7 protein-coding genes and 1 pseudogene are annotated in these 12512 nt (G+C 66.1%); 6 read left to right on the plus strand and 2 right to left on the minus strand.

Features of this window, described 5'->3' with window-relative positions; genetic code table 11:
• Positions 1-11 precede the first annotated feature (11 nt).
• Positions 12-4754 (minus strand): NAD-glutamate dehydrogenase domain-containing protein, encoded by a 4743-nt coding sequence (locus ADT71_RS09045; RefSeq protein WP_054436327.1) that lies wholly within the window; start codon positions 4752-4754, stop codon positions 12-14.
• A gap of 296 nt (positions 4755-5050) precedes the next feature.
• Positions 5051-6169, minus strand: a complete 1119-nt coding sequence (locus ADT71_RS09050; RefSeq protein WP_054436328.1) for a glycoside hydrolase family 68 protein — start codon at positions 6167-6169, stop codon at positions 5051-5053.
• Positions 6170-6396: 227 nt separating this feature from the next.
• Here ADT71_RS09050 and ADT71_RS09055 point away from each other — a divergent pair.
• The 6 genes and pseudogenes from ADT71_RS09055 to ADT71_RS09070 all read left to right on the plus strand — a co-directional run bounded on the left by ADT71_RS09055 (position 6397) and on the right by ADT71_RS09070 (position 12509).
• Positions 6397-7763: pseudogene (locus tag ADT71_RS09055) on the plus strand (MFS transporter).
• A gap of 22 nt (positions 7764-7785) precedes the next feature.
• The gene (locus ADT71_RS09060; RefSeq protein ID WP_054436329.1) at positions 7786-8862 is read left to right on the plus strand and encodes a LacI family DNA-binding transcriptional regulator; all 1077 of its coding nucleotides are present in this window, start codon (positions 7786-7788) and stop codon (positions 8860-8862) included.
• A 164-nt stretch (positions 8863-9026) separates the two neighbouring features.
• Positions 9027-9320: an Hsp70 family protein gene (locus ADT71_RS34910; protein ID WP_255351621.1), complete on the plus strand. Its 294-nt coding sequence runs from the start codon at positions 9027-9029 to the stop codon at positions 9318-9320.
• Entirely contained in the window at positions 9299-9754 is a 456-nt protein-coding gene (locus tag ADT71_RS34915) for an Hsp70 family protein (protein WP_255351623.1), read from the plus strand. The genes ADT71_RS34910 and ADT71_RS34915 overlap by 22 nt, the downstream gene beginning before the upstream one ends.
• Positions 9751-10731: an Hsp70 family protein gene (locus ADT71_RS34920; protein ID WP_255351624.1), complete on the plus strand. Its 981-nt coding sequence runs from the start codon at positions 9751-9753 to the stop codon at positions 10729-10731. The genes ADT71_RS34915 and ADT71_RS34920 overlap by 4 nt, the downstream gene beginning before the upstream one ends.
• On the plus strand, positions 10728-12509 hold the full coding sequence (locus ADT71_RS09070) for a hypothetical protein (protein WP_054436330.1): 1782 nt from the start codon (positions 10728-10730) through the stop codon (positions 12507-12509). The genes ADT71_RS34920 and ADT71_RS09070 overlap by 4 nt, the downstream gene beginning before the upstream one ends.
• Positions 12510-12512 lie beyond the last annotated feature (3 nt).

Raw genomic sequence — 12512 nt, forward strand, 5'->3', positions numbered from 1 at the left:
TTTTCCGGTTCCTAGCGTCCGAGGAGGTTTCGCGCCTGGCTGGCGATCTGGGCCAGCATGGCCGGGCTCAGCGGCACGGTGTTCTCCGCACGCTGGACCATCGAGCGGAAAGTCTGGATCGCGGCGATATGCGCGCGGCCCCATTCCTCGGCCGCCGCCGCCGGGTCGGACTTGCCCGACTTCGTGCGCGCCAGACGCTTGAGGAAGTCGAGCCGCATCTGCTGGAAGTCCCGGGCGAGGCCGGCGACGAGCAGGCGTTCCCATGGGTCCGACGGGTTCATGATCGTGGCGCTGGCCTGCGCCCAGTCAAGCCCCAGTCCGGCGCCGATGCGGGTGAAGGCCCCCACCAGCCGGCGGGCGTCGATCCCGGTCTCGGCGGCGAGATCGGCGATGCCCACCGCTCCGTCGAGGTCGTAGAGATTGGAGACCAGCGCCGCCTCTTCTTCCGGAGCCCCGAGTTCGAGCAGGCCCGCACGCAGCTTCCTGGAATGCACGACGATGCGTTCGCCGAGCAGTTCATGCGTATCCACCGACAGCGCGGCGACCGGCGCACCGATGCGTTCGAGCAGTTCGGCCGGCGGAACCTGTCCGGCTCCGGCGCGCAGCAGGTCGGCCATGTGGCCGCGCACGACGCCCGCCGTGCGGTCGAACAGCGCGATACGCGCGTCTTCCGACATCGGCGCGACTTCGAGACGCTCCCACAGCACGTCGAGATCGAACAACTTCACCGCCAGTGCGAACGCTGCGGCAACCTGCGACAGGTCAGCGCCCTCTTCCTCGGCCAGTTCGAAGGGATGGACGATGCCGAGCCGGTTGACGATGCGATTGGCCAGCTTGGTAGCGATGATCTCACCGGCGAGGCGGTGGCCTTCGATGAACCGGGCGTACTTCGCCTGCATCGGCTGCGGGAACGCCGCGAGCAGCATCGGCTGGAGCGTGGCGTCGGTAGCGAGGTCGGAGGCCTCGATCGCGGCTTGCAGCACCAGCTTGCCGCTCGAGAGCAGCACCGCGAGTTCGGGACGGGTCAACCCGCGCCCATCCTGTGCGCGGCGGCCCAGCGCTTCGTTGTCGGCCAGCCCTTCGGTCTTGCGATCAAGGTTGCCGCCTTCCTCCAGCGTCTCGATCAGGCGGATGTGCGAAGGCATCGCGGTAGCCCCGCCGCGCTCGGCGATCGAGAGCGCCAGCGCCTGGAGACGGTTGTCCTCCAGCACCAGTTCGGCAACCTCGTCAGTCATCTCGCGCAGCAGTTCGACGCGCTCTTCCTCGGTGAGCCTGTCGGCCCGCTTGGCGGCGGCCAGCGCGATCTTGATGTTGACCTCGTTGTCCGAACAATCGACGCCCGCCGAGTTATCGATGAAGTCGGTGTTGATCCGCCCGCCGCGCGAGGCGAATTCGATGCGCGCGGCCTGGGTGACACCGAGGTTGGCGCCCTCCCCGATCACGCGCACGCGCAGTTCGTTGGCGCTGACGCGCAGCGCGTCGTTGGCCGGATCGCCCACGGTGGCGTTGTTCTCGCCCGAGGACTTCACGTAAGTGCCGATGCCGCCGAACCACAACAGGTCGACCGGCGCCCAGAGGATCGCCGAGATCAGCGATTCCGGGTCCAGTTCCGTCGCCTCGATACCAAGCGCCTCGCGCACCTCGTTCGTCAAGGTAATCGATTTAGACTTGCGCGAGAACACGCCGCCGCCCTGCGAAATCAGGGCCTTGTCGTAATCGTCCCAGCTTGAATGTGGCAGGTCGAACATGCGCTTGCGCTCGGCCCAGCTCTTTGCCGCATCCGGGTCGGGATCGAGGAAGATATGGCGGTGATCGAAGGCGGCCACCACCTTGAGCGACTTCGAGAGCAGCATGCCGTTGCCGAACACGTCGCCGGACATGTCGCCGCAGCCGATAACGCGGACCGGGTCGCTCTGCACGTCGACGCCCATTTCAAGGAAGTGGCGCTGCACCGAAAGCCACGCGCCGCGCGCGGTAATGCCCATGGCCTTGTGGTCATAACCGTTGGAGCCGCCGCTGGCGAAAGCGTCGTCGAGCCAGAAGTCGCGCGATTCGGCGATGCCGTTGGCCACGTCGGAGAACTTGGCCGTTCCCTTGTCGGCCGCGACCACGAAGTAGGGGTCCTCGCCGTCGAGGATCACCACCGCCTCGGGATGGACCACCTTGTCCGCCACGATATTGTCGGTGATCGACAGCAGGGTGCCGATGAACACCTCGTAGCTCGCCTGCCCTTCGGCCGCCCAGCCGGCGCGGTCGAGCGTAGGGTCAGGCAGCTGCTTGGGATAGAAGCCGCCCTTGGCGCCGGTCGGCACGATGACCGCGTTCTTCACGCGCTGCGCCTTCATCAGTCCGAGGATTTCGGTGCGGTAGTCGTCCCGGCGATCGGACCAGCGAAGCCCGCCGCGCGCGACCGGCCCGGCGCGCAGGTGAATGCCCTCGACCCGGCGCGAATAAACGAAGATCTCGCGCCACGGCAGCGGCTTGGGCAGCCCCGGAACCAGCGCGGAATCCAGCTTGAAGGCCAGCGCGACTTGCGCCGCGGGCGCGAATGCATTGGTGCGCAGCATGGCGATGACGACATCGCGGAAAGCGCGCAGCACGCGGTCGTCGTTGATGGCGCTGACATTGGCAAGGCCCGCACGGATCGCCTCCTGCGCCTGTGCCTTGGCCTGCGCGCGATCTCCCTTGAAGGCAGGATCGTGAATGCCGCGGAACAGATCGACGATACCCAGCGTGACCGCCGGTGCGCCAAGAAGCGCATCGACCACAGTGCCGATCCCGAAATGCATGCCTGCCTGCCGCAAGTAGCGATACCAGGCGCGCAGCCAGTCCGCCTCACGCTTGGACAGGCCGAGCCCGGGGACGAGACGGTTGAAAGGATCGTTCTCGGCAAGGTTATTGAGCACGCCGGCCAGGGCGTCCTCGATCATCGGCGCCAGCTTGAGCACTTCGCGCACTTCGCTACCGGACGGCAGCGCGAGCGTGAAATCATGGATCGTGCCGATCCGGCCCTTGTCGAGCGGAGTAGGCATCTCGGCGAGCACGCGGAAGCCGAAATTCTCCAGCGCGGGCACGGCATCGGACAGCGGCAAACTGCCTTCGGCCTGGTAGATCTTGAGGCGAAGCTGCGGCGCCTCGCCGCCATCGTGCTGATAAAGGCGCACCCCGCGGCTGCCGCGCAAGTCGGTGCCGGCATCGCCCACCACGAGACCGCGCATATGCGCAATGTCGAGCGCGGCTTCGGCCGGGCCATAATCGCTGCGATAGGCCATCGGGAAGGCATCGGCATAGCGCGTGGCGATTGCGGCGGCACGGCCCGGCTCGAGCGTCTGGGCAAGTGCGGCCTCGACCGCCTCGCCCCAGCCGCGCAGCATGACTTGCAAGCGGCGATCGAGTGCCTCTTCATCAAGCACCTGGGCGCCGTCGCGAATATCGACCGTATAGCGCAGCATGGCAAGGTTGCCCGCTTCGACGCTGAGCGACCAGTCCAGCGTCGGCGCTTGCGCGGCGTCCTCGATCATTGCCTGAATGCGCTTGCGCATCTGCGTGGAGAGCGTGTCGCGCGCGATCCAGACGAAGGCGAACAGGTGGCGCGAGAGCGGCGAAGTGGTAACGACCAGACGCGGACGCGGCCGGTCCACCAGCGCGGTCATCGTCGTCGCCAAGCGCTCGACGTCAGCCTCGCCGAAGCCGAGAACCAGATCGTGCGGCAGGCTGGTCATGGCATGGGCCAGCGCCTTGCCGGTATGTCCGCCCGGATCGAAGCCGAGCTTGGCGCCCAGACCTGCCAGCAGGCGGCGCAAGCGCGGAACCCGGTCAGGCGCTGCCGCGAGCGCGGCGCTCGTCCACATGCCCGCGTGAACCGAAAGCGCGATCAGCTTCCCGTCCTCGATCACCGGAACCAGGAACAGGTCGAACGGCACGCGGCGGTGCACGGTGGCGATGACATTGGCCTTGATGACCATCGGCGAACGCACCTCGCCCGCTGCGAGCTGGGCATCGAACACCGCAAAAGCGCGATCGTAGCTGGCATCCGACAGGAGATCGCGCGCGGCGCGCTTGCACACGCCGAGCAGGTCGGTATGCGTCCCGTCGCGGTAGCGGGTTACATGGCCGAGCTGGGTCAGCATACCGCCCGCGAACCAGCGCAGCAGTTCCGCGCCTTCGCTGTCGTCCACGCGGTCGGCATCGGCGTCCATCGCCTCGACCATGCGGGGCCAGTCCGCAACGGCAACACGCACATCGGCCAGCGTGGTTTCCAGCGCCGCCTGGAGATCCCGGCGCTGCCGCGCATCGATGCGGTCGGTCTCGATGTAGATCATCGATTCGCGGCGCGTACCAGCCGTTGCGGCATCGGGCAGCGCAGCCAGTTCACCCTGGGCATCGCGTTCGACAAACACGACGGGATGGGCTAGGCGATCGATGACGAGCCCTGCCTCGGCAACCGCTGCCGCCACTGAATCCACCAGGAACGGCATGTCGTCGTTGACGAGCGCGATGCGCAGATAACGCCGCTCCTCGTTCTCCGAAGCGATATCGATCACCGCCTTGCCGGGCTCACGGTGCGCAGCAAGCGCGAGCAGCACATGCGCCGCTTCTTCAACCCAGGCACTGCCATCGGGCGTGTCGCTCGCCACATCGCCGGGCAGCAGCGAATCGCGGATGCGCGCAGCCAGCGCCGGTTGCAGCGCGGAAGCCTTCCGTCCGGCTTTGGATCGGGTCTTGGGGGCGGCGGTCAGATCGTCTGCGCTCATTGCATTCTCCCGCAAATCAACGGCATGCGGCAACTGCGCGTTTCGCGGCGCGTCAGCTGCCCCACGACAAATATAGGGCCGGTCGTGCGATCCGGCATCCACCGCCAGCCCTTTTTTGGCAAGGGTAGCGGTGTAGCCTTTCCGGTGATGCGACCTTGCACCACAGCAGCCCGAAGCGACCGGCCGGTCTGTTCGGCGTTAGGCGGAGTTGTAACGCCATTTCCCTATCGCGCAATATTCGTTTAACCGCGCGAAATTGAATAATTTGCATCTGGAAGACGAACGCTCCGCCGGTATCACTCGACAGAGGCGTTCCGGCCACTCAGCCGCAGCTTGAGGAAAGGTGCGAATGTCCCGCCGAACCGTGCGCGCCCATGGGGCTTGGCAAGGGCGTTAGGATCGTCGAGCCCCCAGTAATCGACGAAGCTGGCTACGGTCAGGTCAGGGAGCACCCACCAGCTATAGGCTTGAAACGGCTCTCGCTCGGGATTGGCAAAGACGAGCCCGTGCCCGTTGAGCAGGTGCCACGGACCGCGGATATCCGACGCTACAGCACCGTAGAGCCCGGTCGGCGCCTCCACTCCCGGCGCGAATACGTGTGCTTGCGTGGACCAGAACAGGTAGCACCGGCCATCATGCACAACGACATGCGGGCGTTCGAGTTCGTTGTTCACGCCTGCAGCATCGATCGCAGGCGGCAACTTGCGATAGGTCCCGTCGTCGTCCTGACGAGCGAGGCCGATGACGCCGTTGTAAGCCTCCTCGCTGGCGGCGGAGGAGGCCGTGAACAGCAGGTATCGCCGCCCGTCGGGCGCGCGATAGGGTGCCGGATCGCGGAAAGCCTTGATCTGCCCGCTCCGCCCGGCGCCCTCGTGACGGCTCATGTAGAGGAGGTCCGCCGGTGCAACGATCTCCTCCGGTTCGGTCCAATCACTGAAAACCTGCCCCTCATCGGCCAGTCGTGCCCGGCTCGCGAACAGGCGCTGCCGAAACGAGGGCACGTGCTCCCCCCTCTCACCTGCCGCCGTGAAGCGCAGCACGACCTGGCCGGCATCCAACGTCGCCGAGCCCGACCATTCGCGGCTACCGGGCGTGAAACCTTCCCGGAAGGTCTGCCCGAGATGGCGGAAGCCTGCGGCAGTACGATGGAAATGATGGATGCGGGCATGGGCGTGACGCTGTTCGGGATCGTCGAATACGTCAGCGGCAAGCGCGAACCACAGTTCGCCGCCACGCCATGGAACCGGACGTCCGTCAACATCGGCGAGCGGCCAGGAATCCCACACGTCGAGCCCCGGCGTGTCCCGCGCGACCTTGCCGATGACAGGTGCGCGGTTGATCGTGTTGCCCGACAAACGGGAAAGATCGGCGGCCGACCAGCGCAGCGGCGAAATCGCGATCTCGGTGTCCGACATGAAACGGCAGTCCCCCCGCACGAATAGGCCCCGGATGCGCAATGGATTGCAAGACATCCCTCCCTTCACGTCAAGTACGCATAGAACCGTAGTGGATTCAACCGGGGTCGCCTTGGGACCGAAAATCCTGCATTCCTTTGTAATTCCGACCGCGGCCATTCCGAAATCGAACAGGCCGTGCGTCCGGTTACGCCGCAGATGGGCCGCGTCATTTCGGAGACCAGTCTATGCATCCTGCCCGAAGGCCGAAACTCTCGCTGCTGCGCATTTGCGAGATGAACGCCGGTTTCTTCGGGCTCCAGTTCAGCTTCGGCCTGCAGCAGGCAACATGAGCCCGATCTACCGCACGCTCGGCGCATCCGAGGCCAGCCTGCCACTGCTCTGGCTCGCCGGCCCTGCAACCGGGCTGCTGGTACAGCCGCTGATCGGCGCGATGAGCGACCGCACCCGATCGAGAATGGGGCGGCGAACGTCCTACTTCCTGATCGGTGCAGTGCTCTGCTCGCTCTGCCTTCTGGCGATGCCGCATTCTCCCGCGCTCTGGGCGGCGGCGGCCCTGCTCTGGCTGCTGGATGCCGGCAACAATGTAACGATGGAGCCCTACCGCGCCTACATTGCCGACCGTCTCTCGCCGGAACAACAGGCCACCGGATTCCTCACCCAAAGCGCCTTCACCGGGCTTGCCCAGACCCTTGCCTACCTCGCTCCCTCGCTTCTGGCCTTCATGATCGACCGCGAACTGCTCGGCCCTAACGGAATACCGGTCATCGTGCGGGCCGCCTTCACGATCGGGGCCGTGCTCTCCGTCTCGACGATCGTCTGGTCGATCCTGCGCGTTCCCGAACTGCCCCTCGCACCGCAAGAACATGCCGCCATCGCCGGAAAGAGCTTCAGGCCCCGCGCCCTGCTGCGCGAAGTGGTGCAAGCCCTGAACGAGATGCCCCGGCCGATGCGCAGGATGATCCCGGCGATGCTCTGCCAATGGTACGCAATGTTCGTCTATTGGCAGTACATTACCGAGGCGATCGCACGATCGCTGTTCGACACTGCCAGTCCGGCCACTCCCGCCTATCGCGCGGCGACGCTTGCCGCGCAGGAGTTGGGCGCGCTCTACAATACCGTCGCATTCCTGGGCGCGCTGGCACTGATACCGCTCGTTCGGCGTCTGGGAGCCCGGAAAGTGCATGTCGCCTGCCTCGCCGCGTCCGGGCTTGCCATGCTGTTGATCCCCGCCGCCCCCTCCATTGCCGTGCTCGCTTTCCTGATGCTGGGCGTAGGCCTCGGCTGGGCCGGCATGATGGCCAATCCCTACGTCATGCTTGCCGAAGCAATCCCGCATGACCGGGTCGGAGTGTACATGGGGATTTTCAATATTTTAATCGTGATTCCAATGTTGATCGAGACGCTGACGGTGCCATTGCTCTATAACCCCCTGCTGGCCTCCGATCCGCGCGCCGCGCTGATCCTGGCCGGGATCTTCATGCTGGCCGGTGCAGGTGCGACGTGGTTCGTCGGCCCTTCCCGCCTGCCACATGAAGGGACACGCGAACGATACTCCGATGCCCCGCTTCCGCCGCGGGATTCGAACTGTTAATGGCCGGAAAAAGGGAAGTTGGATGGCCGGCAAGGTAGAACCGACAATCACGGTAGAGGATGACACCGATCGCACGAGCGAAAGTGGCATCAGGTTGCAAGTGCGCACGCTCGCCGATCTGGCGCGCATCGCCGGCGTTTCAGCGGGCACGGTATCGCGGGCGTTGGCGGGGAAAGCGCTCGTCAATCCCGAAACCCGCGATCGCATCCAGGCGCTCGCCCGCCAGCACGGGTTCCAGCCGAACCAGATGGCCAGCAAGCTGCGTACCGGGCGAACCGGGGTGATCGGCGTCGTCATTCCGCTGAGCCACGAGAAACGCCAGCACATCTCCGATCCGTTCTTCCTGACCCTGCTCGGCCATCTTGCGGACGAACTGACCGAAAGCGGCTTCGACGTCATGCTCAGCCGCGCCATGCCCGACGGCACGTCGAACTGGCTGGACCGTCTCACCGGCTCCGGCATGGTGGACGGCCTTATCGTCATCGGCCAGTCCGACCAGTACCACCTCATCGAACGCGCCGCCCAGAGCTACCGGCCGATGGTGGTATGGGGCCATTACCGCAGCGGACAAACGCACTGCGCCGTCGGCACAGACAATGAAGCAGGCGGCCGCATCGCGGTGGAACACCTGCTCGCAAGCGGGGCCCGCAATCTCGCCTTCCTCGGTCAGACCGGCGGGATCGAGATCGCCACCCGCTTTCGCGGCGCGGCAGCGGCTGCCGAAGCGGCGGGCGCGCCCTTCGCCTATCTCCCCGTCGAATTGGCCGATGCATCGATGGGGCCGCAGATCGAGGAAGCCCTGTCCCGCGCCGATCTCGAGATAGACGGGATCGTCGCAGCCTCAGACCTTGTCGCCATGTCCGCGCTGCGCGCGCTGCACGACATGGGCCGGTCCGTTCCCGGGCAAGTCCGCATCGTCGGTTTCGACGACCTTCCTCTCGCCGCGCAAACAACGCCGCCCCTCACCACCATCCGTCAGGAGATAGCGGAGGGCGCCCGCGCGCTAGTGGAGAAACTCAAGGCGCGGATCGAGGGTGAAACCACCCTCAGCCTCGTCATGCCGCCCAAGCTGGTGATACGCCAGACAACGCGGGCCTGATACCCGCTCACGCCTCACTCTTTTTCCCCGCCACTTCATGCTTCCGGTAACGGATCTATGTCGCTAGTCAGCGTTGGGCCCGAACCGGAATCACGTTTCCGGCGGCAAGGTGCGACAATGAGGGGAAATTTTCAGGTGGCTCTGAAAGTGAGCGGCATGGCGCCATGCTGATCGGTATCGATCTGGGGACGACGAACAGTGCCGTTGCGATCTGGCGCGACGGCGAAGCCACGCTCGTCCCGAACGCCCTCGGCGAACTTCTCACATCCTCGGCTGTCTCCATCGAGAAAAGCGGGCAGGCATGGATCGGACGCTCCGCGCTGGATAGGCTTGCGAACCAGCCTCAGGATACCGCCAGCAGTTTCAAGCGCCTGATGGGCACGCCAGCACCGCGCGGCTGGGCGGGAAGGACTACGGGGCGGAGGACCTGTCCGCGCTGGTACTCGGCGCGCTGGTGAGCGATGTCGAGGCCCTCATGGGTCAACGCCCGACAGAGGCGGTGATCACCGTACCGGCCTACTTCAACGACCGCCAGCGCAAGGCCACGCGGCGCGCTGGCGAACTGGCCGGCCTCACCGTGCGCCGCCTGATCAACGAACCGACCGCCGCCGCGCTGGCCTTCGGCCTTCAGGACAAGGGCGACCGCGAACCGTTCCTGGTCTTCGATCTCGGCGGCGGCACGTTCGACGTCTCCATCGTCGAGATGTTCGACGGCATCGTCGAGGTCCGCGCTTCCGCGGGCGACAACCGTCTTGGCGGCGACGATTTCGACCTGGTGTTGGCCGCCCTGATGAAGCCGCGCATCGATCCGGAGCACCGGCTTGAATCGCTTTCGGCCGAACACGCGAAGCACTGCTCAAGCGCGCCGCCGAAGCCTGCCGCCGCACGCTGAGTTCCGCGAACGAAGCCGAATTCGCCGTGGTCGTCGGCGAGGAGCGCCTTGCCGCCACCGTGACCGAAGCCGAGTTCGAGGCGGCCTGTGAGCCGTTGCTGCGCCGCCTGCGTGAACCCGTGGTGCGCGCATTGCGTGACTGCGCGATCGATGCGGCCGAACTGTCCGAAGTGGTGCTGGTGGGAGGTGCCACGCGCATGCCGGTGGTGCGCCGCGCGATCACCCGCCTGTTCGGCCGGTTTCCCAACAGCTCGGTCCACCCCGACCATGCCGTGGCGCTGGGCGCTGCGATGCAGGCCGCGCTGGTAGGCCGCGATGCCGCGCTTGACGAAATCCGCATTACCGACGTCTGCCCCTTCACCCTCGGCGTGGAAGTGGCCGAGCAGGACGGTTACGGCGGCCTTCAGCGCGGGCTCTTCTCTCCGGTGATCGAGCGCAACACGCCGGTACCGGTCAGCCGCATGAACGTCTACTCCACCCTGGGAGACAACCAGAAGAAGCTGGAATTCGGCATCTATCAAGGCGAAGCGCGCGAGGTGAAGGGCAACGTCAAGCTGGGCGAGATCACGATCCCGGTCCCGGCGCGCCCGGCCGGAGAAGTCTCTGCGGAAGTGCGTTTTTCCTACGACAGTTCCGGCCTGCTCGAGATCGACGTCCACGTGCCGGCGAGCGGCATCGAACGCAATCTCGTCATCGTCGATGAAGAGGACCGGCCGGACCGCAGGGAACTGGAAAGCCGCCGCGCCGCGCTCGCGAAGCTCAAGTTCCATCCGCGCGAGGATGCAGGCAACGTGGCGCTGATGGCGCGCGCGGAACGCTGCTACGAAGACCACATCGGCGAGGTGCGGCAGGCAATCGGCCATTGGATAACCCAGTTCGCCGGTGCGCTCGACACGCAGGATCCGCGCCGCATTGCCGATGCCCGCACGATGCTGGCCGCCCGGCTCGATGAAATCGAGAGCGCGGGGCCATTATGAGCGACGGCGCGCCCTGGTCGATCCTGGGCATCGAGAAGACCTCCGATAGCGCAGCCATCCGCAAAGCCTATGCCGCGCGGCTGAAGGCGATGGATGTGGACAGGGATGTCACCGGCTTCGCTCAGTTGCGGCAAGCCCGGGACCTGGCCCTGCGCCTCGCCCGCAACATCGACCTCCCGCCGGTGGAAGAGGAAGCCGAAACCGCTGCGGAGCCGGAATTCGGCCCCTCGCCCGAGGCGCCGCCGCGCTGGACTTACGCCGCGCCGGAACTTCCGGGTGAATGGCAGACGGGCACCGATCTGGCCGCCCGGCCCGGCGAGCCAGACGATTCGACGATGCTTGGCCGCATGGCCTGGGCGGCGGCCGCCGCACGGGAAGGCGTGAGCGGCGCGGGCATTCCGCTCACCACGATCGATCCCTTCACCGCCCCGTTCCTCCCCGGCAATCACGCAGCCGACGATGCCCTTGGCCTGCGCCCCGGCGAAAGCCCGGCGGAACGGCTCGCGATCCTTCTCGATCCCGAGAGCGAGACCGCGGCAGAGCCCCTGACCGAGACCGAAGCCCGGCAGGCGACGCGGGCCCTGCGCAAGATACTCGACGATGCGGCGCAGTCCCACGTCACGCGCCAGCAGCAGATAGAAGACTGGCTGGCCGAAGTCCTGGCACGCGGCTGGCCGCGTTCCGCGCCGCTTCTGGAAGATGCCAATGCCGCTTTCGGCTGGGAGCGCGAATGGGCGGCCCATGACGCGCGCGCCGGCGTGGCTTTCCTTGGCGCAAGGCTGCGTGGCTACCGCTTCCAGCAGAACGTCCTCCAACCCGGCCATCGCTACAACAAGGCGTGGAACGAACTTGTCCGTCCCGGCAAGGCAAGCCCTTTCCGCATGCTCAGCGGCCCGAGCCAGGGGGATGTGGACGCGCTGCTGCGCGGGGTGCGCAAGAATTTCCCCGAGCTCGAATCGCATTTCGCTCCCGAACGCGTCGCCTCGTGGGAGGGCGGCAATCCGTTCATGACCGGGCTTCTGGTCGCCCTCGGCCTCATCGCCTTCGCCATCGTGCTCGCCGTCGCGCAGACTTCGAACTCCCCATCCTCGCGGCCGGACCGGGTCGCCACCGCAAGCCCGCTGGAAGCTCAGGGCGAGGAAGCGGAAACAGTCCCCGGAGACGGCGCCGTTACCCGGATCGTCCAGGCTTCGATCAGGGAAGCCTTTGGCGAGGATCGCGACATGAACTGGCTCCAGACGTTCCAACCGGAACTGGCGCAAGTCTTCACCGCCAATGCCCGCAACGGCGTGAAGACCGGCGAGGAAGAGCCGGTCCTGATCGACAAGGCCATCGCGATCGTTCGCGAACGCAGCTACCGGAACGGACGGGACCTTTCGGGCGACTTGTTCGAAAAGGCGATGCGGCTGCGCCTCGGCCAACTTCGCGCGGCGCGCGAACAGGGAGCATCCGCCTGTCGCCAACTGGGCAACTCCGGCTGGCTGGACTCATTGGAGGTTTCGCCCGAACTGCGTGGCAAGGAGCGCGACTATGCCGTGCAACTGGTAGAAAGCCATGCCCTCGGCGCGCCCAAGGCCAGCGACCAGCACAGCGCGATGGTCCCCGGCACGCTCATCGAAGACGTGATGAAAGCCACCAAACTCAGCCAGAGCGAGGTCGCCGAAGCGATGCAAGGCAAGAGCAGCGATGCCAACCGCTGCGCCGTCACCATCGCCCTGCTCGACAAGACGCTGGGCTGGCAGGGGAAGAACCGCAGGGATATCCTGATGACGCTCTGAAGC

The sequence above is a fragment of the Novosphingobium sp. ST904 genome (assembly GCF_001298105.1).
Lineage (GTDB): Bacteria > Pseudomonadota > Alphaproteobacteria > Sphingomonadales > Sphingomonadaceae > Novosphingobium.

Bases quoted from the DNA above. Each gene is read 5' to 3' on its own strand.
- ADT71_RS09045 (WP_054436327.1), bottom strand. From the start codon at position 4,754: ATGAGCGCAGACGATCTGACCGCCGCCCCCAAGACCCGATCCAAAGCC.
- ADT71_RS34910 (WP_255351621.1), top strand. From the start codon at position 9,027: ATGCTGATCGGTATCGATCTGGGGACGACGAACAGTGCCGTTGCGATC.
- ADT71_RS09050 (WP_054436328.1), bottom strand. From the start codon at position 6,169: ATGTCGGACACCGAGATCGCGATTTCGCCGCTGCGCTGGTCGGCCGCC.
- ADT71_RS09060 (WP_054436329.1), top strand. From the start codon at position 7,786: ATGGCCGGCAAGGTAGAACCGACAATCACGGTAGAGGATGACACCGAT.
- ADT71_RS09070 (WP_054436330.1), top strand. From the start codon at position 10,728: ATGAGCGACGGCGCGCCCTGGTCGATCCTGGGCATCGAGAAGACCTCC.